Consider the following 21,591-nt stretch of genomic DNA (forward strand, 5'->3'; position numbering starts at 1 on the left):
CTGGCTCCGTGCCGTCGTGTTGTAGCCTGGATGAGCGGACGGCTGCGCCTTAAAGGGGCGCAGGCGGGAGCGACATCCGGGACCTCACGAGGAGCGCGTGAGACCGTCGCTGCGCTCATCCGGGGCTTCGCAGTCTGCCCATCGTCATTGTAAACGCAGCGAAGGTTCAGAATTTTCGGCGCCGATGCTCTGCTCGTCAGCCTATGGCAGATCACTCGGCACGAGGCTCGGGGCCAGGATCGCTTCCAGATGCTCCGGGCGGTTGCGATTCACCTGGATCAGATAGTCGTCGGCGACGCGGCGGAGCCGCCGGCTCAGCTCGGCGGCGACAGTGGGGCTGTGATATCTGGTGTGATCATGCACGATCGCCTGGACGGCGTTGACGTGATGCTCGAACAGTTCGGCGGGGACCTTGTCGAGATCGGGCGCATGCTCGATGATCCGGCACAGGCTGTCGGCGACCTCGGCAGCGGCGGGATAGCCGAAGGTCGCAGCATCGCCCTTGATGTCGTGGGCGGCGCGGAACATCTCCTCGCAGGCGTCGTCGTCAAAGCCGGTCTTGAGCACGGCCGTGTAGGCTTTCGTCAGGCGCTCGGCTTCGGTGTCCATCCATGATTTGAACTCGCCGGACAATCCGGCGAGCGCGGCTTCGGCGCGCGCGACGGGATCATCGAGATCCTTCTCCTCCGCGCGGCTCAGCACCTTCTTCAGCGGATTGGGCTGGGTGATCACATGATGCGTGGGATAGCTCTTGACCTGGATCGCCGGGGCTTTGTCTTTCGCCATCTCGATGTCCTGCGTATGCCGACCAGCGCACTCTGAGTGACGTGAACAATAGCCGAGGATGCGGGCGCGCTGGTCCGCGATTCCCGGACGCCGTTAACAGAGGCTCACTGCCGCGGCTTCAAACTGCGGAGCGCGCTTTATCCAGAAGTGACGGCTGCTGGAAGATCTCCGCCTCGCCGCCGACGCGGCGCTCGGGGCCGATATAGGCGGTGTTGGTGTTGCGGCGCCGGTCCGGTCCAAAATAGGTCTTGGTCTTGATGAAGGGCCGGGGATTGGCGACCACGTTGAGAATGCGCTGGTAGAGGCCCTTGGCCGAGATCGGTTTGGCCAGAAACTCGGTCACGCCGGCATCGCGCGCCACGGTCACGCGGCGCTTCTCCGAATGCCCTGTCAGCATGATGATCGGGGCATAAGGATTGCCCTTCGCTTCCGGCTGGCGAATCATCTGCGCCAGTTCCAGGCCGTCGAAGATCGGCATCGCCCAATCGGTGATCACGATATCGGGCGAGAAATGGGTGTACATTTCGAGCGCGGTGGCGCCGTCCTCGGCTTCATTGACCTCGCGGGCGCCGAAGGAGTGCAACAGCGTGCGCAGGATACGGCGCATATGCGGGTTGTCGTCGCAGACGAGGAAGCGCAGCTTGTTGAAGTCGATGCGATACATTTGGTCGGCCTGAAGGCATCACCGGTGACGGTGCTCAACGCGCATTAACCATACGGAGTGCCGGGTTAACAAAGCGTTGCGGCGCGGCCTGTTTCGGGCGCGCGGCGACGGCACGCACCACGCTCGCCAGCTTCTCACGACTCTCTCTCTCCGTCATTGCGAGCGCAGCGAAGCAATCCAGAGTCGTGGGCGGGACTCTGCATTGCTTCGCTGCGCTCGCAATGACGCGTGGAGGGATGTCGCCTGGTACGAGACGTCGGCCCGGATCTCGCGATCGCCCGCGTCCTGCGGGCATCGGCTGTCGGCCATCCGTGCCAGGGGCGACGGGCTTGCCGCTAATACCCGAACTGTTCGCTCAGGATCCGTTCTTCCAGGCTGTGACCGGCGTCGAACAGCATGCGCATCGAGATCGTCTTGTCGGAGAGCACCTCGACGCGCAGGACGTTGCGGACCTCGTCATGGTCGGCCACCGCCGCCACCGGGCGCTTGTCGCCTTCGAGCACCTCGATGATCACATAGGCGGTGTTCGGGAGCAGGGCGCCGCGCCAGCGCCGCGGCCGGAAGGCGCTGATCGGGGTCAGCGCCAGCAGCGCTGCATTGATCGGCAGGATCGGACCCTGCACCGACAGATTATAGGCCGTGGAGCCGGCCGGCGTCGCCACCAGCACGCCGTCGGCGATCAGCTCCGGCATGCGCTCGCGTTCGTCGATCAGAATGCGCAGCCGCGCGGTCTGCGCGGTCTGGCGGAACAGATAGACCTCGTTGATGGCGTGATGAATGTGGACCACGCCGCTGGCATCGGTGGCCCGCATCAAAAGCGGGTGGATCACCGATTCCTGCGCCGCCGCCAGCCGCCCATGCAGGTCGTGCGTGCTGAACTCGTTCATCAGGAAGCCGACCGTGCCGCGATGCATGCCGTAGATCGGCTTCCCCGAGCGCATATGGTCGTGCAGCGTCTGCAGCATCAGGCCGTCGCCGCCAAGCGCGACCACCACCTCGGCGAGATCCGGATCGGCATTGCCATAGAGGGCGGTGAGCTGCGTTAGCGCGGCCTGGGCCTCGGCACTCGGGCTCGCGACGAAGGCGATCCGCTCATATCGCTTGGGCGTGGTCATGCGTCGCAGGGCTCGCTGGTCGGTTGCCGGTAAGGCGCCGTGTCGTCTAGCCGACCTTGGCGGTCCTTGTCCATCGGGAGCGGTAGGGCGGCAATGCGGCGGGGGAACGTCGGCGTGGCCGAATGACGACGCCGACGCCCGCGCGTTGCGCGCCAGCTGTCGCTCATTTCGGCCAAGAGCGTGTCATCGGCCTGTCATTTCGTAAGCCTGTCATTCCAAAAACCTCTCATTTCTCCTGCAGCGCGCGCACCGGGTCCCAGGCGGCGGGGCCGACCTGACAGGCGGCGGTGACGCGGGCGGCGAACAACGCGCTGGGCGTGTCGACCGGCGCGGCAGCAGCAAAGCACTCCGCAGCCTGCGCAAGCTCTCCGGCGCGCCAATGTGCAAGACCGGCGGCGTAACCGTCGAGCAGGCGGCGGTCCTGAGGCGTCAGCGCGTCGGCGCGGCCATGCAGCTCGTAGATGCTCAGCGACTGCTCACGTCCCTTGACGCGGATCGTGTCGAGCTCGCGCCAGGCGAATTCGTCGCCCGCGAGCTTCACGGTGCTGTCGGAGGCGATGATTGTGGTGCCGTAGAACTTGTTGGCGCCTTCGAGCCGCGATGCCACGTTCACGGCATCGCTCATGACCGAATAGTTGAAACGCCGTTGCGAGCCGAAATTGCCGACCAGCGCGGCGCCGCTGTTGATGCCGATGCGCTGCGCCACCTTGATGCCCTGGAACGCCGTCGATGTGCGGTTCAGCTCGGCGAGCCTGGCCCGGCAGTCGAGCGCGGCCCGCGCGGCGCTTCGCGCATGGTCGGGGTCATCGAGCGGTGCACCGAACATTGCGACCACGGAGTCGCCGATATATTTGTCGACATAGCCGTCATGGCTTTCGATCACGTCCGTGATCGCCGACAGATATTGGTTGGTCAACGCCATCAGCTGTTCCGGCGACATCTGCTCGGCGATGCGCGAGAAGCCCTCAATGTCCGAAAAGAACACGGTGACCTCGCGGGTCTCCCCACCGAGCTGCGGCAGGCGGCGCGAGGCCAGCATGCGCTCGATCTCGCGCGGCGCCAGATAATACGCGAAGCTCTTCTGCAGCAGCCTGCGGTCCTTGTCGGTGACCATGAAGCGATAGCCGGTGGTGGCTGCCAGCGCGAGCACGCCGGCTGCGAGCGGCTCCGCAAGCGGCAGCGCATAAGCGTGATTGAAGAGGGCGGTGGCCAGCGCGGTGTAGAGAACGGCCAGCAGCGCCAGGATCGCGGCGGCAGAGGCCGGCCGCAGCACGCGGGCGAGCGCCGCGGCCAACAGCGCCAGCGCGGCGGCGATCGCGACCACCGCGGGCCGCTTCAGCTCGACCGCGGCATCCTGCCTCACCAGGTTGTTTACCGCGGTCGCGTGGATGTAGACGCCGGCAATCGTGCTGCGCGCGAAGCTCTGGGGCACCGCGCGCTCGCCCAGCACGCAGCGGGGCCGCCGCGCCCCCTCCGCCCGGGTCGCGAACCGCTTGGAGGTCAGCCGGCGATCCTCGATGCCGACGGTGCCGATCAGGACGACCTTGCCGGCAAACTCGCGGCGGAAATAGTCCTTGTCACCTTTCAGCGCGCAGCTCCGCAGATCGGCGAAGGAATAGGTCGGGATATCCTGCGCGCCGCCGGCGAAATTCAGCGTCATGGTGCCCGCCACGCTGCCGGGGACCGTGTAGTCGCCGAGCGTCACGCCATCGGGCGCGATGCGCGGCGCGAGCCCGAGGCTGCGCGCCGCCAGTTCCAGCGCCATGCTCGGCACAGCCTTGCCTTCGGCCGACAGCGTCAGCGGGTGCCGGCGGACGACATCGTCGCTGTCGGTGTAGGTGTTGAGCGGTCGCAGATTTTGCTGCTGGCGCACCGCGATGCGCTGGCCGGGAGCGGGCAGGATCGGCGGCTCGCCGAAGATCTCGCCGAGCACGACCTTGCCGCCGCCGGCGGCAGCCGCCAGCGCGCGCAGGAAATCGCGGTCGAAGCCGCGGGTCTTCTCGCCGAGCGTGGCGTCCCCGAGCGGAATTTCGGACTGCTCGATCGAGGTCTGGAACACCATGTCGAAGCCGACCACCTTGGCGCCGCCGTCGAGCAGCGCGGTCAGGACGCGGCCGATCTCGCCGGTCCAGGTCAGCAGCGGGGCGCCCTTGAACGGCGCCGCCTGGTAGCTCTCCTCGTCGATGGCGACCACCACCGCCGGACTTGTTGCGGCGTCGTGCCGGTTGCCGAAGGCCTCGAAGCGCAGCCATGTCAGCGCATCCAGCGACAGGCCGCGGGCGCGGTCGAAGGCGGGCGACGCAAACAACGCCGCGCAGGCCAGCGCGATGGCGATCACGGCGAGCGCGTCGCGCGTCCGGCGTCCGATCGCCACCGCCACCTGCGTTCAGTCTCAGTTGAGCCGGATCAACCGCCCGACCGCAGGGCCGGGGCCCGCTTTGGCCTGTGCGTCGACCTTGAAGACGATCCGGGACGGGCCGAAGCTCGCGGCATAGATGCCACCCGGAGTCAGAGGGTGGCTGGTGCCGGCAAAATCGTAGAAGCGGCCTTTGAATTGCCGGCCGGAGAGCTCGACCTGCTGGCGCTCGCCGGGCTGGTCGATGCGCTCGACGATCAGGGTGCCGCGGCCCTTGGCTTCAAAGATCGGCGACGCGCCGTAGATGACCGCCTGTGCCACCGGCGCGCTGTCCGGCCCGACGCTGCGTACGATCGTCGCCGCGACTTCGCTGGTCTCGCGGGAGGTCGCCTGCGCGTGGCTGGCGTCGCAATTGACGATGTCGCTCTTGAGCGTCGCGCCGTCGACCTTGCTCTCGGAGGGGCCGACCGTGACGCTGCCGGCGCCGCTGACGCTCTCGCGGCGGCAGGATTTGAGATAGCTCATGACCACCGCGCCATCGGGGCCGAGCTTGATGACCTGTCCGGGCGCGACGTAATCCATCAGCTCGGCGCCGGCGACCTCACCCTGGACGTCCTCGACCAGGGCGGCGGCGGGCCCGGCCCAAGCGGCCTGCGGCCCGGCAGGAGCCAGTGCGGCGAGCCCGGCCAGGGCTGCGACGATGAACGTCGGTAATTTCATGATGAGCTCCGTGATCGCAACCGGCGGCGCCTTGTCCCCAACCGCAGCTGTCCCAGTGGTGGGACGTCGGAGGGGATCGAGAGGTTCGAGCGCATAGCATACCCAGGGGCAACAGGCATCGCCCCGATGTGACCTGGATCACGGAAGAGTTGGTTGAGGTTGGTCCCAAGCCGCGGTTGATGCGTTGCATGAGATCGCGACCGCGTTGATGCGCAGCTGAGGGAGTGAGTTGATGGCGGGTTTGAAGTCGGTGGTCGTGCGGCCGGGTCTGGTGGTCTCGGGTCTGGCGGTGTTGGCCCTGGCGCTCATGGTTGCCGGCCCGGCCCTGCATGCCCAGGATGCGCCAGCAGCGGCGCAGGAGCACGCGGCGTCCGGCAGCGGCCCGCGCAGCGGTTCCGCCGGCAACCGCGCCGCGAACGCGCCGGCCTCGCCGTCGACCGCCGATCAGCACAAGCTGCCGGCGGATTCCACGACCAGCCAGACGATCGAACTGCCCGGCCGCACGCTCTCCTTCAGCGCGACGGCGGGATCGATCCGCCTGTTCGACGACAAGAGCGAGCCGCAGGCCGACGTCGCTTACACCTCATATCAGCTCGAAGGCACCGCGCGCGCCAGCCGCCCGGTCACGTTCTTCTTCAATGGCGGGCCCGGCGCGTCCCTCGGCCTATCTGCAGCTCGGAAACGCCGGTCCGTGGCGGATCTCGATCGATGCGGCCAGCATCACGCCCTCATCGAAGCCTGATCTGATGCCCAATGCCGACACCTGGCTCGATTTCACCGATCTTGTCTTCATCGATCCGGTCGGCACCGGCTACAGCCGCTTCGTCGCGTCCGGCGACGAGGTCCGCAAGCGCTTCTTTTCGGTCGATGGCGATGTGCGCTCGCTGGCGCTGGTGATGCGCCGCTGGCTGGAGAAGCACGACCGGCTGGCCTCGCCGAAATTCATCGCGGCCGAGAGTTATGGCGGCATCCGCGGTCCGAAGATCGTGAACAACCTGCAGCACGATCAGGGCATCGGCATCAATGGCCTGATCCTGCTGTCGCCGCTGATGGATTTCCGCGACTATTCCGGCTCGAGCCTGATGCAATATGTCGCCAGCCTGCCAAGCTATGCCGCCGTGGCGAAGCAGCTCAAGGGACCGGTGACCCGCGCTGATCTTGCCGATGTCGAGCGTTACGCCAGCGGCGATTTCCTGCTCGATCTCGTCAAGGGCGAGGCCGATATGGATGCGACCAACCGGCTCGCCGACAAAGTGGCGAGCCTGACCGGGATCGACCCGGCGGTCAGTCGCAGGCTGGCCGGGCGCTTCGACGTCTCCGAGTTTCGCCGCGAGTTCGATCGCAAGAACAGCCGCATCGCCGGCCGCTATGACGGCTCGGTGCTGGGCATCGATCCCTATCCGGATTCGAGCCGATCACGGAGCGCCGATCCCTCCGGCGATGTGCTGACGGCGCCGCTCACCAGCGCGGCCGTCGAATTGACGACTCGCAAGCTGAACTGGCGGCCCGACGGATCCTACGAACTTCTGAGCGCGGCGGTGAACCGCTCCTGGGATTTCGGCCGCGGCATCAGCCCGCCGGAGTCGACCAGCGAACTTCGGCAGATCCTCGCGCTCGATCCCAAGCTCAAGCTCCTGGTCGGCCATGGTCTGTTCGACCTCGCGACGCCGTATTACGGCTCCAAGATCCTGCTCGACCAATTGCCCGCCTTCGCGCGGCCACCGCGGGTGAAGCTCGTGGTCTATCCGGGCGGCCACATGTTCTATTCGCGCGACGACGCACGGCAGGCGTTCCGCGCCGAGGCCGAGGCGCTGATGAAGTAGGGCAGGCCAGTCGCCAATGCGGGAGGGTTTCGCTGCGCTCGCAATGACGCTGGAGGGAGCGTCGCGCATGGCTTGACCCCGGACGTCGCTACGCTCATCCGGACTATCGCAGCTAGGTCCCCTTCGTGCGGCGGCCCTTCGGGTATTTGCGTTCCATTTCCGCCCGGAGCACGCGTTCGGGGCGGACCCGCGCACCGGCGAGCCAGATCTCGCTGACGCCGGATTTGGTGCGGACACGTCTCACCGCTTCGCCATGGCTGGCATAGCCGGAGGCCTGCACGATGCGGCCGGTGTCGCGGCCGGTGACCTCGATGCGGGCGGCATCCAGGAATGGGTTGATGAACACCGGATTGGCGACCATCACCTGCGTGTTGAAAGGCACGAGATCGACGGCGCCCCAGAGCGTCCACCAACGTCCGGTCCAGTCACGGGTGGTGCGCGAGGGCGCGCCATGGGTGGCGAAGGCCTGCAGGATGAACTTGACGCCGTTGGCCCAGCCGGGCGCCCAGCCATCGATGGCGTTGGTCAGCACGGTGATCGCGATCTCCCGCGCGGGGATCACCGAGGTCCGCGAAATGTAGCCCTGGAAGCCACCGCCATGGCCGAACCAGTCGAAGCCCGCGGTGGTGCCGCTCATCAGCGCCAGGCCGTAATAGGCTTCCTCGACATCCTGCGGGACGCGCCATTGCCGGCGGATCATCTCGCGGCGGCTTGCGACCGACAGCAGGCTCTTTTTCGCGTTGGGCGCGAGCTGGGCGAAGAAGCGCGCGGTGTCGGCGGCGGTGGCGACCACACCGGCGGCGGCCATGATGGCATGGGTCGGGTTGTCGCCGGGAATGACCACGCGGCGGCCCACCGGTACGGTGCGCGAATGTCCGCGGGCGAACGGGACGCTCTTCCCAAGCAGCGTCATGTCGGGTGCGCTTTCGCGCAAGCCCAGCGGCGTCATGATCTCGCGCTGCAGCCAGGCCGGGTAGGGCTCGCCGGTGATCTGTTCGATCACGAGACCGAGCAGGCCATAGCCATGGTTGGAATATTTGAAGCGGCTGTTTGGCTCGATCGCCGGCGCGAGCCTCAGCTCGGTCAGCAGTTCGTCCTTGTCGAGGTAAGGCCGCCCATTGGTGAACTGCCCGGAATCGGCGCCGTCCCGCATCAGGCCCGCTGTATGCGACAGCAATTGGCTGAGCGTGGCCGTGGCGACGTCCGGATGCAGATCCTTGACGTAGTCGCCGACCGGATCATCCAGCTTCAGCCGCTTCTGCTCGCGCAGCCGCATGATGCCGGCGGCCGTGAACGCCTTGGTATGCGAGGCGATCCGGAAGCGATGCCGCGGCGTCAGCTTCTCGCCGCTGTCGAGATTGGCGTAGCCAAAGGCTGCCTCCAGGACGATCTCGCCGCGATGAGCGATCGCGAGGATGCAGCCCGGCTGGTCGGAGACCTCGACCTGGAACGCCAGCCAATCCTTGATGTAACCGAGGGCGGCACCGAGCCAGGGCTCCACGAGGCAATCTCCCGTTCAAAAGACGAAATGAAAATGGCCTGCAGCCATCGCTCCTCCTTAGCCGACAAGCGGCGATGGACAAACGAAAATGGCGCAACCCTTTCGGGTTGCGCCACTGTCGAGATCGGCTCTGGCCGATCGCGTCTCAGTAGACGAGGCCGGTGCCCGGCTGCTTCGCTAGCGCGTCGGCCAGCGAGCGATATTCGGCGCTGTTGGTGCCGGCGAGCTGCGCCACCTTGTCGAGGTGGTACTTGGCCTGCTCGCGGTTGCCCTGTTCGAGCTGCCACAGGCCGTAATACTGCCAGGTGCGCACATGGTTCGGATCATCCGCCAGCGCCTGCTCGTAATACTGCTTGGAGGCCTGGTAGTTGCCGAGCTTGCGGTAGGAATAGCCGATGAGGTTGGCGACGTCGGCGACGTCCTCACGGTTCAGCGCCTTGAGCTGTTCGATCGCGGTGGTGTAGTCGCCGCGGTCGTAGATCGAGGTGTAGGCCGTGCGATAGGCTGCGAGGAACTTGGGATCTTCGATGCTCGAGCTCTTGTCCTTCTTCTTCTTGGACGAATCCGAGGCCGGCGGCGACGACGGGGTGTCGCTGCCCGCGGCATAGGCCTTCGACAGAAGCAGCGGCCCGGAGGCCACGGCCATCGAGAACAGCGCCAGCGTGGCGATCCTGATCGCAGACTTTTTCATTCGTATCTCCCGAGTTGTCGATCCAACAGGTGACTGCATGCGGAGAAGAACTTCCGCAGCTGCGAAATATTCCCGGCCATTTGCGCGGATTTTGCGCCGCGATCGGTGCATTATACTGGCCACTTGGTGACAGGCTAGTCATCTCGATGACCATCCCTTCATGTCGATGAACCGAAATCCCCGCTTTACTTCAGGGTGGGTTCAGTGCCGGTTCCTTATCGTCGTTTCCATGATCACGAGCCCATCCAGACGGGATGGTGCCTCCAGATCTTCACATCACGGAGACGACCATGCTGAAGAAAATGTCCGTTGCGCTGCTCGCCGCTTCCATCCTGGCTGCGCCTGCCTTCGCCGCTGGTCCTGCAAAAACCGATACGTCGGCGAAGTCCACCCAGACCACGGGCACGGCCAAGAGCGATGCAACGAAGCCCGAGGCGACGAAGACCGATGCCTCCAAGCCTGCCGGCGGAACGCAGGCCGGCGACAAGAGCAACGAGATGAAGCCGGCCGTCGACAAGGCGAAGGGCAAGCCTCATGCGTCGCTGCTCCGTCACAAGCATCGCCATGTTGCTCACCTGCGCCATCACCACAACGTGAAGGTCTCGCACGCCGCCGTGAAGAAGTCGGCCCACGCCAAGCTGAGCCTCAAGCGCGTGACCCAGGCGACCCGCCGCGGGTGAGCGGCGATCCCTGGCCACGGATAGAGTGGAGTCTGCCGCCGGAGCGCCCTGGGCGCGGCCGGCGGCAGCCGGCTGACGCCAGTGTGAGGCGTGACGGATAGGCTCGCGGCCTGCTTTGGGCTAGAAGCACCCGCGGAGAGGTCTTCAGGGTCGGGCGCTTTGGGCATAGGGAAAACGAGCTGGTGGCCGGCGTTGCTGGCGCTGCTGCTGATGGGATGTGCGAGCGGCGGTCCCGCGGCGTTCATGAGCGAGGATAGCCGCGGCATCTCCTACACGGGCGATCGCGGCGTCGGCACCCAGCCTTTTCCGCCGAACTACCGCAGTGAAATCCTGGCCTATCTCAAAACCTATCTGAACAATCCGGTCGGTGTGCGCGACGGCGTGATGGCAGAGCCTGTGCAAAGGACCGTCGGCGGGCGCCTGCGCTATGTCAGCTGTCTGCGCTTTGCGGCGCGCGAGTCCGACGGGAGCTACCGTTCGCCGCGAGAGCGCGCGGCGGTGTTCGTGGACGGCCGTTTCGATCGCCTGATCGAGGAGGCCGGTGAGCTCTGTGCCGGATCGACCTATGTTGCGTTTCCCGAACTGGCCAGCCTTACCCGGTAGCGCCCGTCACATCGCCGCCGTTGCCCGGATGAGCGGGCGCCGATCGGCACTGGCGGAAGCAACAGACGGGGGCCGCGGGCAGGCTTGGCGGGCTGCTCGCTCCCTGCAGCTTTGCATCTCTGCCACGTCGTCGCAGGGGCTTGTCGGGGCGGCTTGGCGATCACAACTGCGAGACGGGTTCAAACGCTTTGCCGCCTCATCTCGACCAAATATCGGGGGTGGCGTGCAGCTTCACGAAATATTCGGGAAGCCTATGGAACAAAAGGCCTTTGTTGCTCGCTGGTGACATGCGCGGACCAATCACAGCTGCGTCACCGCCATCGGGCAACCCAAATGCGGCCATGATGTTCGATAGATGTCGCAAATGAAGAACGGGGACGTCCCATGAAACGCGTTTTTTTGAGTGCAGTGGCTTTGACTGCTTTGGCTGCGCCGGCATTCGCCGCGGACATGCCGGCCCGCACCTACACCAAGGCGCCGGTCTACACCCCGCCACAGGCGATCTATAATTGGACCGGCTTCTATATCGGCGGTCATCTCGGCGGCGCCTTCGCGGGCAACAACAGCCTGGAGGGCAATAACGGCCGTTTCCTCGGGGGCGTCCAGGGCGGGTTCGATTACCAGTTCGCGCCGAATTGGGTGCTGGGTATCGAGGCCCAGTACAGCTGGATGGATCGCAACACGACCAATTTCGGCTTCCCGGGGGCCACGGTGGTGAGCTCGACCGGGGCCAATCAGCTCGGCTCGGTCACCGGCCGGCTGGGCTACACCTGGGGACCGGCGCTGCTCTATGCAAAGGGCGGTTATGCTTGGCGTGACGGCAATGCGCTCGGCGTGAACGTCGCCGGCGTGCCCGCCGGGTTCACCACCAGCGGCAACACCAAGGATGGCTATACCGTTGGCGGCGGCCTGGAATACATGTTTGCGCCGAACTGGTCAGCCAAAGCCGAGTATCAGTACTATAATTTTGGCAATACCACCTTTACGGGAGGTCCAGCCCCGGTGGTGGGGAGCCGCTTCAACAGCGACGAGCATACCGTCAAGGTCGGTGTGAACTATCGCTTTGGGTGGAGTGGCCCGACCAGCAAGTACTGACCGCGTCGCGGGCCCCCAGGGGCCGGCGATATGGACGTCAAGGATTTGGAAACGCCCGCGCAAGCCGCGGGCGTTTTGCTGTCCGGCGGGGCGCGGGGGCGGTGGTTTCGAAGACGCTCACGCACTGCAAAAAAAATTTCACACCGTCGTGAAACTTTCGACACGAGTTGTTATTATGAGTCCGCCGGTTTGATGGATCATCCCAAATGCGTATCTTGGTGTCCGTGCTGTTGTTGTCCGCGGCTGCTTTGCCGTGCTCCGCCCAGACCGTCTTGAAGTCCGAACCGTTGATGCTGGCGCCTTACGAGGTCGCGCTGGTGCAAGCCGCATCCTGCCCGTCAGGGAAGGTGCTGAAGGTGACCGGGGCGATCCGCGGCGTCAGCCGCAAGCGCTCCTGTGTCGCCCTCCCGGCCGAAACCGCTTCGCTGGCAACTGCGACGCCGTAAGGTCTGCGTCGTAAGGGTCTGCCTTCATGGCGACTATCCGGCGGGCTGCTCCCAGGGCTGCCCGGCGATTCGCTTTATCCCGATACAGGCTGCATCCCGCTATTGGCTGCTGTATCGCGCGCGGTCTCACCGACGCCAAGCGCGAAGCGACCGGTCGTTCCGGGCATGCTTCGCGCGTCTGAACGACAAGTGTTCGGCGCGCGATCACCTGCGCGTCAGGACGCGAATGGGATGTTGAACTCCTGCTCGGCTTCGGCGCGGTTCTGCCAGGGATCTTCCTCCGGCTCCGGGGCGCAGGCCCGGATCTCGTAATCATTGTCGAGCTGCAGATGCACCGATGATCGGCGGGCGCTGATCGTCACGTCAACCACAAGCCCGCTCTGCCGCGCTAATCTCCAGACATCCCCCTCGGTTGGATAGGCCTTGCTCAACTTGGCTTCGTTACAGAACAGGGCATAGGGCATTCCAAACAGCTCCAAAGAGGCGAAGGATGAACCGAGGATGAATGGCGGTTGCAGCAAGAGACAGGCGTGTTCTGGGCCGGAAAGCGGCCTTTTCGGTTCGTCCGAGTCGTAAACGAGTCCTAAATTTTTGGAAAAATAAAGCGTGGGACTCCCGGGCTAGAATCGCCAGATGGTTAAGCCATGGGAACCGATCTCCACATCTTTTGCGGGCGGATCCAGCTCACGCTCGCCTTTGGGCTGTTGCTCGCCTTTGTCGCCAATGTGGCGCTGCTGTGCGCCTGGCTGTAGCGCAAGCACGTCGATGTCCGGCTTCATTTCGATCGTCATGGCGGCGTGGTGGTTCAAGACAGGCGGCGCTGCGGGCCGCCTCAATCCTCGGGGATCACGGTCCCGGCGGCCGAGGCCTTCAGCCGTTCCAGCGTCGCGCTGAAATATTCCTGGCGCTCACGATTGAAGCGCTCCTGGTGAGCCCGGAAACGGGCGACCCGGGCGCGAATTTCCGCCTGCATGTCGCGCTGCAGATCAAGCTGTGAGGCGATGCTGGTGAAGGCCTCCCGCAGCGGCCGATCTGCCCGCGTCAGATCGAGGCGACGCGTCTCGGCGTCCGCTGTGAGGTTGAGATCGGACGGCTCAGCCTGGCCCGATCGCTCGGGGACGTCACGCGGCGGCTCGCGCCACTCCGGAGCGGGAGCCAAGGACGCCAGTGCGGCCGTCGTCGACGCGGTGCGCGCCGTATCAGGCAACGGTGTGACGGACAGTGCGCTGACGGGGAGTGCGGTGACGGGCGGTTGTGGTGAGATCGGTGCTTTCGTCGTCGCAGACGGCAATTCGAACTGCGAGAAATCAGCCGGCTTGCCGGTGACCGCCTGCACAAACGCCATCGTCTGCGCGATCAAGGCGTCGCGATCTTCCTTCCAGGTCATCACGCTCATCCCCCGTCGCTGCCACAATTGCAGCAAAGCCCGAGATTCAAATCAAGCTGACCTACCAGCAGCTTCTGGGGACAAATGAGAGCCGGCTATGAGATGTGGCAACAATATCGCCACACTTGAGGCGGCCATGGAGGCCGTCTACCCAAAGCGGTACGCTCAACGCAAAGCGCGTTGAGATGGTTCCCGTGCATATAGGCTTTTTCTGCTCGGCTTGACAGAGCAGGGTGGCTCTCGTCATGACGTGCCAGGGCAGCCCGGACGTCGGGACGCCTGCAGCTCGCAACCTGGACGCCTCCGGCGCACCCCGCAATTTCCCAATGGACAACCCGTCGCGCTCCGAGCGGTCGCGCAAGGCCGCGCTCACCGCCGCTCTCACCATCATCGCTCGCGATGGGCCGGGGCGGCTGACGCTCGACGCGATCGCGCGCGAGAGCGGGCTGAGCAAGGGGGGGCTGATGCACCAGTTTCCCAACAAGGAGGCTGTGCTTAAGGCTCTGCTTGAACAGCAATTCGCGCATTTCGACGAATTCGCCCGCAAGTTCAGGGCTGAAGCAGGACCAGCGACAAACCAGCCTGAACTGGCCACGCAGATCGCGATTTCGCGCGAACTGATCGCCCAGCAATATTCGGTGGCGCAGGCCATGCTGGGCGCGCTCGCTCAGGAGCCCGGTCTGCTCGCCGACGCCCGCACCAAGGATGGCGAGAGGGTGGCCGAGATCCGCGGTGAGGCTGAAGACGCCGATCTCGCCGTGCTCCGCTGGGCGGCGGCGCGGGGGCTGGCGTTGATGGCGATGCTGCGGGTCTCGCCGTTGGAGCAGGCGGAGCTGGATCGGCTATTCGCCCGGCTGCTCGATGACCGGCAATGGGCCGGATTCGCGCAGGCCGATCCTCAGCGCTGAGCCCCGGCGCTCGGCCGGGAGCTGCCCGGTCTTTCACCGGCATGCAGCCGCCCAGCACGCCTTGCAGGAAGAGGGCAGGAACGGGGGGATTCTCTCGAGGAGATCGTTGCTCTTTACAAACCGTCTAGTCGGTTTTATTGATGGCGATGGTTGTGCTTGCAACATCCGGAGCATGCAAGGGAGATGATGATGACGGTTCGAGTCCGCGCGTCCCGTATTGTGGCGGTCGCCGTGGCCGGGCTTTGCGCCGGCTGCAATACGGTGACGCCGGTAGCCTATTCCGAGGTGGCATCGGCGCGCTATCTCGCGCCGAACGCCGCCGATGCCTCGGGGCGGATGCCTTATCGTTACAGCGCGCCTGCCGACTGGCGCAGCTACGACAAGGTGATGCTCGATCCCGTCGTGATCTATCGCGGCAGGGACCACCAGTTCGGCGACATGTCAGAGGCGGACAAAGCGAGGCTCGCCGGCTACATGCGGATGCGCTTCCTGGACAGCCTGTCGGCGCGCTTCCGGCCGGTCCATCGGCGCGGCCCGAACACGCTGCGGGTGCGGCTCACTTTGACGGGCGCGGTCGCCAACACGCCGGTGCTCGGCACGGCCTCGCGCTTCGATCTCGCCGGCGCCGTCTACAACGGCGTGCAGAGTGCGCGCGATGGCGAGGGCCTGCTCACCGGATCGGTGTTCTACGCCGCGGAGATCTTCGATGCCGCCGATGGCCGGCTACTGAACGCCTTCGTCAGCAAGCAATATCCCACCCCCTACGACATCAAGGCCAGTGTCGGCGCGCTCGCGGCCGCCGAAGCCGGGATCGACAAGGGCGCCGATGCCCTGGTCGCCCAGCTGCAGTGAGCGGCCGCCGGGCGCCGGCGCGCGCATGTCAGTGCCTGCCGCGTCGTGCCGCGCCTGGGGGCGCAGGGCTTCGGGCAGGGCTTGGAATCGAAGGCACCGGCATCGCGATGAGGTCGCGCGGCATCGCGACAGACGATCAGCCGGGCTGCAGGGCGGCACCCCGGCCGCAATATCGCAAGCGCCGCCCGAGTGCCTGGCTCGAGGCGGTGGAGACAATGAGGGTCCTGGACATGACATTGAGATTCGTCTTGCGCGTCGGTCTGCGCATCGTCGTCAGCCTGCTCCTGTCCATGGCGGAGGGCCGCGGTCATGCCGCGCCCGTCAGCGATCCGCTTGGCACCTGGCTGACGGAGGACGGCCGCGCCCGGATCCGGATCGAACGCTGTGGCGCGATGATCGATCGCATTTGCGGCTACGTGGTCTGGATGAAGGAGACGGTCGACGCCAAGGGGCAGCCATTCCGCGACCGGCTGAACCCTGATCCGGCGCGGCGCAGCCGGCCATTGCTCGGCCATCAGATGCTGCTGGGCCTGAAGTTGAGCGCAGATGGCCGCCATGCCGGCGAGGTCTATAACGCCGAGGACGGCAAGACCTACAGCGTCTCGATCTGGCGCGAGGGCCCGAAGATGCTCGCCGTCAAAGGCTGCCTGCTCGGCCTGTTCTGCGCCACCCAGGGCTGGGTGCTGACGACGGATCTGGTGCCGGGTCAACTCGTCGCCACCACCGGCGAGGGCGGGGGACCGGTGGCCGATCCAGAATGGGCCGCGCCAAAGGCGCTTCCGGCCGTCAAGCCCCCGGCAGCAGCACCGATCAAGATGAAGGCAAATTGAGCGCGAGCTGCGGGCCGAGCCCTGATCCGGCGGCGCTGGTCGATGGTGCCGGCTGAGGGGATTGAACCCCCGACCTTCGGTTTACAAAACCGCTGCTCTACCGCTGAGCTAAGCCGGCGAATGGCGCCAGGAATCGCACCATGAGAGGCGACGCGAGTGGCGCGGAGGTCTCGCGCTCAAATCGCGGGCGCGAGCCTCGAAGCGCGGTGTTCCTACCAGAGTTGTTCGATCGAGGCTACTGCCGTCACACCGTCTTGGCGGTCGCTTGCAGGTCATAAAAAGGGCGGCCGTGAGGCCGCCCTTTACGACGCTGTCCGCGGTGGACGTTATTGGCAGATGTGCATCGCGCCGTCGCTACCCTTGAACATGGTGCCGGGACGGCAGACCAGGCCGTTGCGGGTGGCGTAGCTGTTCCAGTCGCCGTAATAGCCGTTCGGACCGCGGTCATAGGTCGGCTGGCCAAATCGATTGGGACCGGCATCGTAGGCATAGGCGTCAGGGGTGCGGAACGGCGCTGTGGCGATGGCGCCAGCGGTTCCGATCGCCGCGCCAGCCACGCCGGCAGCGGTGCCAACGGCGCCAGCCGCGACGTCGGCCGGCCAGAATCCCGTGCTGCGGCGGTTCCAGTCATTATTCCAGCCGTTGTTGTTCCAGCCGGCATTGTTCCAGCCCGCATCGCCGCGGCGCTGCATCATCCCTGCATCGCCGCGCCGTTGCATCATTCCCGCATCGTCGCGCTGCTGCATCATCGCGGCGTCGTGGCGGGCCATGTGACGGTGGTGCATGTCGCGTGCCATCGCCGGGCCGGCCAAGGCCGTCGCGACAAGGGAAGCGCCGAGAATTGCCGATCTGATCATTTGTAACTCCGTCGTTGCGCCCCGACTCCTAAGCACGTGATCGTTGTGATGTTCCGCCGCCCCCCAATGTTTTTGCTTGGCCACGCGCGCGATCGGCTTGCGCACGGTGTTCACCACCACGTTCGCATGATGATGAGTCGTTAACCGTCCGTCGTGAAGCCGCCTTACGCTTTAACTCGGATGAATGGCCGATGCGTTAGGCTTACCGTCAGATTGAGCCGTGCTCTTAACCCATCGGAGCGCGCGCTGCGGTAATTCTGGTAGGGCAACCGGGGCGGGAATTCATGCGTTTTGCAGCAGCTATTGCGATTCTGATCGGCACCGCGCCGCTCGCCCTCGCCAGCGAAGGCTTCGAGATCGTGATTCCGCAGCGCCCCGGCGTACCCGTCGTCATCAACGGCATCGACGCCTCCTACGCCGTGGTCGAAGGCCAGTACGGTCTCGGCAGAGGCAACTACATGCAGCCCACGATCTATGGCGGCCGGCCGGTCGAGCCCGAGCCGCATGTCGGCCATTACTATCCGAGTCTCGGATCGAAGCCGGGCTATGGCCGGATGGAAATCGAGCCGCCGGCCGAGCGCAAGCTGCCGAAGCCGGCCGAGAGCTATTCCCGCTCATGGGGCGCCGAATCCATGATGCAGCCGGCTGAACCGCAGGTGCCGATGTATCCGCCCGCCGTCATCCTTGCGCCGGAGCGGGGCGGGCCGCGCGGCTACGATACGCCACCGCGGCCCTATCGACGTTAGCGGCAGCCTGATGCGCCGGTTGAGTTGACGTAGTTCGAAACAAAAAAGCAGATCCAGGAGAAGATAATGCGTCGCGTGATTTCAGGACTTATCGGCATTGCCGGCCTCGCTCTTGCGGGCAGCGCGCCCGCGATGGCCTGCGGCTATTCCTCATGTGCGCCGTGCGGCTATGCGAGCCCGTGCGCGCCGAGCGTCGCCTATCAGCCGGCCTACAGCTATCATTACGGCTATGCCTATGGCGCGGCGGGCTGCGGCAGCTGCGGCGTGCGTTACGAGCGTCTCGCCGAGCCGACGCATCAATATTACTACGTCAACCAGGGGCCGACCTACACTGGTCCGGGCGCGTTCGCGCCTTATCCCGTCTACCAGGAGAGCGCGATCCCGGTGTATCGCTATCACCATCGCCACCACGCCTATGAGGAGACCCGCGTCGCCCCTCCCATGGTGTATGGCCATCCCCGCAGCGCCTATCGCTGGGGCGCCTCGTCCTATTATCGCGGCCACCGCGTGCTGCGCCGCTACTACTGAGCCTTCGGCTGAGCTGATCGCAAACGCCCGTGCGCTCCGGCGCGCGGGCGTTTCGTCATTTGGGCATCAATCCAAGCCGGCTCGCGCCGATATAGAGCGCGAGCACGGCGGCATTGGAGACGTTGAGACTCTTGATCGCGCCGGGCATGTCGAGCCGGGCGACAACGCTGCAGGTCTCGCGCGTCAGCTGCCGCAGGCCCTTGCCCTCGGCCCCGAGCACCAGCGCCAGCGGCTCGCGCAGCGCCACCGCGGCGATGTCGGTCGGACCGGCGCTGTCGAGGCCGACCGTCTGGAAGCCGCGCTCGTCGAGCCGGCTCAGTGCGCGGGCGAGGTTCTGCACCGTGATGATCGGCACCAGCTCCAGCGCCCCGGACGCGGACTTCGCCAGCACGCCGGTGGCCTCCGGGCTGTGGCGCGCGGTGGTCACGATCGCCCTGACGTCGAACGCCGCCGCCGACCGCAGGATGGCGCCGACATTGTGCGGATCTGTGATCTGGTCGAGCACCAGGATCATGCCCTCGGCCGCCAGCGTGTCGATGTCGGGCGAGGGCAGGGGATCGGCTTCGGCGAGCAGGCCCTGATGCACGGCGTCCGGGCCGAGCCGCTGGTCGATCTGGCTCGGACGCACGATCTCGGGCGTCACTCTGGTCTCGATCCGCTCGTCGGCGAGCCGGTGCGCGGCATTTTCGGTCAGATACAGCTTGCGAATCCTGCGCTTCGGATTGCCGAGCGCCAGCGTCACGGTGTGCCAGCCGTAGAGGATGACAGGGCCATCTGACCCCTGGTCGCGGTCCCGCCACGGCTGCGGACGCTCGAATTTGCGCGGCTTGCCGGCGAATTTGCTGGAAGATTTGCCGCCTTGGCGGGGAAACGGGGGCTTTCGGTCGCGGTCGCTCATGCCAGAGCTTCTGTCACGGCGAACGGATTCTGGCAATTTGGCACCGCCGAGGCGGGAAAAATCGTCGTCCTTGGTTGACTTTGAGGGGGCGGTTCGATCATAAGGGCCCCGGCCGCGCACGCCCCTCATTTGGGCTCCGCGGTCTTACCGTCTCCATGGCGCTGATGGTCCCCAACCGCTGTTCCGCGGCCGGCCTTCAACTGCCATCGACACGGGGGAGTGTCCCGAGTGGCAAAGGGAGCTGACTGTAAATCAGCCGCCTCATGGCTTCGCAGGTTCGAGTCCTGCCTCCCCCACCATCCAATCACCTCGTGACACCTCGAGTCATCGACAGGCCGCCGAGGGCCGGCAGCGTGTCGACTGGATCGCATCGGGGGCTCGGACGTGATCTGACGGTATCCGCCGTGAGCTTCCGGCGGCGACGATATCCCCAACTCGCGACAACGGCCCGTAGCTCCACGATGGAGTGCGCAGACCATGGCGGCCGGACCGCCCTTGCGAGGCCTCACCAGCATCATCGACGAAATCGTCATAAGCCGCAGCCTGCCGCGACCCAATGCGCATTCGGTTCGAAATCAGAACGAACATCCGAAACGATGGCGGCCGCTTGCGTCGAGGCAGATCTTGACGACGTCGTACGAGTCACGCGAAGCGGCGCATGTAGCCCGAATGAGCGATAGCGACATCCTGTTTGCGGCACAGGCCTGAGACCGATTGTCCCTTGACGAGTTCAAAAATAGAACTGTAGGCTCTCGTCCGTGCCGAACGCGATGGCCATGCTGCTTCGCTGTGCGCGCTCCCTCGCGGGGAGACGCCAGCACGCAGAGAACAATCGTGTGCCACGCGCCAAAAGGTGCGGGTTGGGGAGGACAACGAATGAAGACACAGTGGATTATTGCTGCGGCGCTGTCGCTTGTCGCCGGCCAAGCGGCCGTCGCCGCAGACATGCCCGGCGTTACGTCGACGGAAATCAAGATCGGCGGCGTGTTCCCGTTCAGCGGGCCAGCCTCGTCGCTCGGGCTCGTCGGCCGCGGGCTGATTGCCTACATCCAGTCGCTCAACGACCGCGGCGGCATCAACGGGCGCAAGATCAACTACATCGCCTATGATGACGGCTACAGCCCGCCCAAGACGGTGGAGCACGTCCGCAAGCTGGTCGAGAGCGACGAGGTCGCCTTCATGTATGGCCAGCTCGGGACGCCAGGAATCTCGGCGACCGCGAAGTATCTGCGGACGAAGGGGGTGCCCAGCATCGCCATCATCAGCGGCTCGTCGAAGTTCACGAATGTCGCGGACTATCCGCTGATCACCACCGGGCTCGTCAGCTACGATACCGAAGGAAAGATCTACGCGAAGTACCTGACGAAGGCGCTGCCGAACGCCAAATACGCCATTCTTTATCAGAACGATGATCTCGGAAAAGACTACCTCAACGCCTTCAGGTCCTATCTCGGCAAGGACTTCGACAGGAAGGTCGTCAGCGCCTCCTATGAGGTCAGCGAGCCGACGATCGATTCGCAGGTCACCAATCTGAAGAGCTCGGGTGCCGAGGCGCTGGTGATCGCCGGCACGCCGAAATTCGCCGCGCAGGCGATCCGGCAGGCTTATGTGATCGGCTGGAAAGCCACGGTGATCGTCAATTTTCCTTCCGGATCGGTCGGCGGGACGCTGGCGCCGGCGGGGCTCGACAAGTCGGTCGGGGTGATCGTCGGCAGCACCAACAAGGATGTGCTCGACGAGTCGTGGAAGAGCGATCCGGGCGTGCAGGCCTATCGGGCTTTCTTCGACAAGTATCTGCAGGGCGCCGACCTGTCCAACGGCAGTTATCTGACCGGCTATCAGCAGGGCTTGGTGCTGGAGCAGATTCTCAAGCAATGCGGCGACGACCTGTCGCGCAAGAACATCCTCGCCCAGGCCAAGAATCTGCGCGACGTCGTCGTGCCGACGGCGCTTCCGGGCATCAAGGTCAATACCAGCGAGACCGAGAACATGATCTGGACCCAGATGCGTCTGCAACGCTGGACCGGTTCGGCCTGGGACGCCTTCGGCGACGTTCTGGACGCCAAATCGGACTGATAAGTCTGACTGACACAGTCTGACTGATC

At 65.3% G+C, this 21,591-nt stretch carries 23 protein-coding genes, 2 tRNA genes and 1 pseudogene; 13 read left to right on the top strand and 13 right to left on the bottom strand.

Annotated elements, in window-relative coordinates:
• Window positions 1–201: 201 nt before the first annotated feature.
• From ACVIJ6_RS24780 to ACVIJ6_RS24800, 5 genes are all read right to left on the bottom strand, one after another.
• The gene (locus ACVIJ6_RS24780; RefSeq protein ID WP_456774844.1) at window positions 202–786 is read right to left on the bottom strand and encodes an Hpt domain-containing protein; all 585 of its coding nucleotides are present in this window, start codon (window positions 784–786) and stop codon (window positions 202–204) included.
• A gap of 118 nt (window positions 787–904) precedes the next feature.
• Window positions 905–1,450: a response regulator gene (locus ACVIJ6_RS24785; protein WP_006612921.1), complete on the bottom strand. Its 546-nt coding sequence runs from the start codon at window positions 1,448–1,450 to the stop codon at window positions 905–907.
• 335 nt (window positions 1,451–1,785) lie between these two features.
• Window positions 1,786–2,565 (bottom strand): NAD kinase, encoded by a 780-nt coding sequence (locus ACVIJ6_RS24790; protein WP_456774845.1) that lies wholly within the window; start codon window positions 2,563–2,565, stop codon window positions 1,786–1,788.
• Between the two features lie 226 nt (window positions 2,566–2,791).
• The gene (locus ACVIJ6_RS24795) at window positions 2,792–4,945 is read right to left on the bottom strand and encodes a CHASE2 domain-containing protein (protein WP_456774846.1); all 2,154 of its coding nucleotides are present in this window, start codon (window positions 4,943–4,945) and stop codon (window positions 2,792–2,794) included.
• A 12-nt stretch (window positions 4,946–4,957) separates the two neighbouring features.
• Window positions 4,958–5,641: a hypothetical protein gene (locus ACVIJ6_RS24800; RefSeq protein WP_456774847.1), complete on the bottom strand. Its 684-nt coding sequence runs from the start codon at window positions 5,639–5,641 to the stop codon at window positions 4,958–4,960.
• Window positions 5,642–5,873: 232 nt separating this feature from the next.
• On the opposite strand from ACVIJ6_RS24800, the pseudogene ACVIJ6_RS24805 reads away from it, so the two are divergent.
• Window positions 5,874–7,464: pseudogene (locus tag ACVIJ6_RS24805) on the top strand (S10 family peptidase).
• 112 nt (window positions 7,465–7,576) lie between these two features.
• On the opposite strand, the gene ACVIJ6_RS24810 reads toward ACVIJ6_RS24805, so the two are convergent.
• Window positions 7,577–8,965 (bottom strand): serine hydrolase domain-containing protein, encoded by a 1,389-nt coding sequence (locus ACVIJ6_RS24810; protein WP_456774848.1) that lies wholly within the window; start codon window positions 8,963–8,965, stop codon window positions 7,577–7,579.
• A 145-nt stretch (window positions 8,966–9,110) separates the two neighbouring features.
• Window positions 9,111–9,656, bottom strand: a complete 546-nt coding sequence (locus tag ACVIJ6_RS24815; protein WP_456774849.1) for a tetratricopeptide repeat protein — start codon at window positions 9,654–9,656, stop codon at window positions 9,111–9,113.
• A gap of 290 nt (window positions 9,657–9,946) precedes the next feature.
• On the opposite strand from ACVIJ6_RS24815, the gene ACVIJ6_RS24820 reads away from it, so the two are divergent.
• The 4 genes from ACVIJ6_RS24820 (at window position 9,947) to ACVIJ6_RS24835 (ending at window position 12,480) form a co-directional block, all read left to right on the top strand.
• A complete protein-coding gene (locus ACVIJ6_RS24820) occupies window positions 9,947–10,336 on the top strand; it encodes a hypothetical protein (protein WP_456774850.1) in 390 nt (129 codons plus the stop codon).
• 159 nt (window positions 10,337–10,495) lie between these two features.
• Entirely contained in the window at window positions 10,496–10,939 is a 444-nt protein-coding gene (locus ACVIJ6_RS24825; RefSeq protein WP_456774851.1) for a hypothetical protein, read from the top strand.
• A gap of 384 nt (window positions 10,940–11,323) precedes the next feature.
• Complete coding sequence (locus tag ACVIJ6_RS24830) at window positions 11,324–12,034, top strand: outer membrane protein (RefSeq protein WP_456774852.1); 711 nt, start codon at window positions 11,324–11,326, stop codon at window positions 12,032–12,034.
• A 206-nt stretch (window positions 12,035–12,240) separates the two neighbouring features.
• Window positions 12,241–12,480, top strand: coding sequence for a DUF6719 family protein (locus ACVIJ6_RS24835; RefSeq protein WP_012045128.1), 240 nt, complete (start codon window positions 12,241–12,243; stop codon window positions 12,478–12,480).
• Window positions 12,481–12,695: 215 nt separating this feature from the next.
• Here the strand turns inward: ACVIJ6_RS24835 and ACVIJ6_RS24840 are convergent, their stop codons facing one another.
• From ACVIJ6_RS24840 to ACVIJ6_RS24850, 3 genes are all read right to left on the bottom strand, one after another.
• Entirely contained in the window at window positions 12,696–12,944 is a 249-nt protein-coding gene (locus ACVIJ6_RS24840; RefSeq protein WP_012045127.1) for a hypothetical protein, read from the bottom strand.
• A 156-nt stretch (window positions 12,945–13,100) separates the two neighbouring features.
• The gene (locus ACVIJ6_RS24845) at window positions 13,101–13,271 is read right to left on the bottom strand and encodes a hypothetical protein (RefSeq protein ID WP_456774853.1); all 171 of its coding nucleotides are present in this window, start codon (window positions 13,269–13,271) and stop codon (window positions 13,101–13,103) included.
• A 41-nt stretch (window positions 13,272–13,312) separates the two neighbouring features.
• Window positions 13,313–13,867: a hypothetical protein gene (locus tag ACVIJ6_RS24850; protein WP_456774854.1), complete on the bottom strand. Its 555-nt coding sequence runs from the start codon at window positions 13,865–13,867 to the stop codon at window positions 13,313–13,315.
• Window positions 13,868–14,193: 326 nt separating this feature from the next.
• Here ACVIJ6_RS24850 and ACVIJ6_RS24855 point away from each other — a divergent pair, with 326 nt between their 5' ends.
• The 3 genes from ACVIJ6_RS24855 (at window position 14,194) to ACVIJ6_RS24865 (ending at window position 16,457) form a co-directional block, all read left to right on the top strand.
• A complete protein-coding gene (locus ACVIJ6_RS24855; RefSeq protein ID WP_456774855.1) occupies window positions 14,194–14,775 on the top strand; it encodes a TetR/AcrR family transcriptional regulator in 582 nt (193 codons plus the stop codon).
• Between the two features lie 186 nt (window positions 14,776–14,961).
• On the top strand, window positions 14,962–15,627 hold the full coding sequence (locus tag ACVIJ6_RS24860) for a DUF3313 domain-containing protein (protein ID WP_456774856.1): 666 nt from the start codon (window positions 14,962–14,964) through the stop codon (window positions 15,625–15,627).
• Window positions 15,628–15,857: 230 nt separating this feature from the next.
• Window positions 15,858–16,457 (top strand): DUF2147 domain-containing protein, encoded by a 600-nt coding sequence (locus ACVIJ6_RS24865; RefSeq protein ID WP_456774857.1) that lies wholly within the window; start codon window positions 15,858–15,860, stop codon window positions 16,455–16,457.
• Between the two features lie 43 nt (window positions 16,458–16,500).
• On the opposite strand, the gene ACVIJ6_RS24870 is transcribed toward ACVIJ6_RS24865, so the two are convergent.
• Together ACVIJ6_RS24870 and ACVIJ6_RS24875 are read right to left on the bottom strand one after the other, a co-directional pair.
• Window positions 16,501–16,575: transfer RNA gene (locus ACVIJ6_RS24870), tRNA-Thr, on the bottom strand.
• Window positions 16,576–16,783: 208 nt separating this feature from the next.
• Window positions 16,784–17,314 (bottom strand): hypothetical protein, encoded by a 531-nt coding sequence (locus tag ACVIJ6_RS24875; RefSeq protein ID WP_456777077.1) that lies wholly within the window; start codon window positions 17,312–17,314, stop codon window positions 16,784–16,786.
• A gap of 284 nt (window positions 17,315–17,598) precedes the next feature.
• Between ACVIJ6_RS24875 and ACVIJ6_RS24880 the strand changes: the two genes are divergently transcribed.
• Together ACVIJ6_RS24880 and ACVIJ6_RS24885 are read left to right on the top strand one after the other, a co-directional pair.
• Complete coding sequence (locus ACVIJ6_RS24880; RefSeq protein WP_456774858.1) at window positions 17,599–18,060, top strand: hypothetical protein; 462 nt, start codon at window positions 17,599–17,601, stop codon at window positions 18,058–18,060.
• 66 nt (window positions 18,061–18,126) lie between these two features.
• Window positions 18,127–18,588: a hypothetical protein gene (locus ACVIJ6_RS24885; RefSeq protein ID WP_456774859.1), complete on the top strand. Its 462-nt coding sequence runs from the start codon at window positions 18,127–18,129 to the stop codon at window positions 18,586–18,588.
• Between the two features lie 55 nt (window positions 18,589–18,643).
• On the opposite strand, the gene rlmB is transcribed toward ACVIJ6_RS24885, so the two are convergent.
• Complete coding sequence (rlmB, locus tag ACVIJ6_RS24890) at window positions 18,644–19,486, bottom strand: 23S rRNA (guanosine(2251)-2'-O)-methyltransferase RlmB (RefSeq protein ID WP_456774860.1); 843 nt, start codon at window positions 19,484–19,486, stop codon at window positions 18,644–18,646.
• 213 nt (window positions 19,487–19,699) lie between these two features.
• Between rlmB and ACVIJ6_RS24895 the strand changes: the two genes are divergently transcribed.
• The 3 genes from ACVIJ6_RS24895 to ACVIJ6_RS24905 all read left to right on the top strand — a co-directional run bounded on the left by ACVIJ6_RS24895 (window position 19,700) and on the right by ACVIJ6_RS24905 (window position 21,562).
• Window positions 19,700–19,785 (top strand) — tRNA-Tyr (locus tag ACVIJ6_RS24895).
• Between the two features lie 178 nt (window positions 19,786–19,963).
• Window positions 19,964–20,194, top strand: coding sequence for a hypothetical protein (locus ACVIJ6_RS24900; protein WP_456774861.1), 231 nt, complete (start codon window positions 19,964–19,966; stop codon window positions 20,192–20,194).
• Between the two features lie 168 nt (window positions 20,195–20,362).
• Window positions 20,363–21,562, top strand: coding sequence for an ABC transporter substrate-binding protein (locus ACVIJ6_RS24905; protein ID WP_456774862.1), 1,200 nt, complete (start codon window positions 20,363–20,365; stop codon window positions 21,560–21,562).
• Window positions 21,563–21,591 lie beyond the last annotated feature (29 nt).

This window comes from Bradyrhizobium sp. USDA 4369 (genome assembly GCF_054056435.1).

Bases quoted from the DNA above. Each gene is read 5' to 3' on its own strand.
- ACVIJ6_RS24780 (WP_456774844.1), bottom strand. From the start codon at position 786: ATGGCGAAAGACAAAGCCCCGGCGATCCAGGTCAAGAGCTATCCCACG.
- ACVIJ6_RS24785 (WP_006612921.1), bottom strand. From the start codon at position 1,450: ATGTATCGCATCGACTTCAACAAGCTGCGCTTCCTCGTCTGCGACGAC.
- ACVIJ6_RS24790 (WP_456774845.1), bottom strand. From the start codon at position 2,565: ATGACCACGCCCAAGCGATATGAGCGGATCGCCTTCGTCGCGAGCCCG.
- ACVIJ6_RS24800 (WP_456774847.1), bottom strand. From the start codon at position 5,641: ATGAAATTACCGACGTTCATCGTCGCAGCCCTGGCCGGGCTCGCCGCA.
- ACVIJ6_RS24815 (WP_456774849.1), bottom strand. From the start codon at position 9,656: ATGAAAAAGTCTGCGATCAGGATCGCCACGCTGGCGCTGTTCTCGATG.
- ACVIJ6_RS24820 (WP_456774850.1), top strand. From the start codon at position 9,947: ATGCTGAAGAAAATGTCCGTTGCGCTGCTCGCCGCTTCCATCCTGGCT.
- ACVIJ6_RS24830 (WP_456774852.1), top strand. From the start codon at position 11,324: ATGAAACGCGTTTTTTTGAGTGCAGTGGCTTTGACTGCTTTGGCTGCG.
- ACVIJ6_RS24835 (WP_012045128.1), top strand. From the start codon at position 12,241: ATGCGTATCTTGGTGTCCGTGCTGTTGTTGTCCGCGGCTGCTTTGCCG.
- ACVIJ6_RS24840 (WP_012045127.1), bottom strand. From the start codon at position 12,944: ATGCCCTATGCCCTGTTCTGTAACGAAGCCAAGTTGAGCAAGGCCTAT.
- ACVIJ6_RS24845 (WP_456774853.1), bottom strand. From the start codon at position 13,271: ATGACGATCGAAATGAAGCCGGACATCGACGTGCTTGCGCTACAGCCA.
- ACVIJ6_RS24850 (WP_456774854.1), bottom strand. From the start codon at position 13,867: ATGACCTGGAAGGAAGATCGCGACGCCTTGATCGCGCAGACGATGGCG.
- ACVIJ6_RS24855 (WP_456774855.1), top strand. From the start codon at position 14,194: ATGGACAACCCGTCGCGCTCCGAGCGGTCGCGCAAGGCCGCGCTCACC.
- ACVIJ6_RS24860 (WP_456774856.1), top strand. From the start codon at position 14,962: ATGATGACGGTTCGAGTCCGCGCGTCCCGTATTGTGGCGGTCGCCGTG.
- ACVIJ6_RS24865 (WP_456774857.1), top strand. From the start codon at position 15,858: ATGACATTGAGATTCGTCTTGCGCGTCGGTCTGCGCATCGTCGTCAGC.
- ACVIJ6_RS24875 (WP_456777077.1), bottom strand. From the start codon at position 17,314: ATGATCAGATCGGCAATTCTCGGCGCTTCCCTTGTCGCGACGGCCTTG.
- ACVIJ6_RS24880 (WP_456774858.1), top strand. From the start codon at position 17,599: ATGCGTTTTGCAGCAGCTATTGCGATTCTGATCGGCACCGCGCCGCTC.
- ACVIJ6_RS24885 (WP_456774859.1), top strand. From the start codon at position 18,127: ATGCGTCGCGTGATTTCAGGACTTATCGGCATTGCCGGCCTCGCTCTT.
- rlmB (WP_456774860.1), bottom strand. From the start codon at position 19,486: ATGAGCGACCGCGACCGAAAGCCCCCGTTTCCCCGCCAAGGCGGCAAA.
- ACVIJ6_RS24900 (WP_456774861.1), top strand. From the start codon at position 19,964: ATGGCGGCCGGACCGCCCTTGCGAGGCCTCACCAGCATCATCGACGAA.
- ACVIJ6_RS24905 (WP_456774862.1), top strand. From the start codon at position 20,363: ATGAAGACACAGTGGATTATTGCTGCGGCGCTGTCGCTTGTCGCCGGC.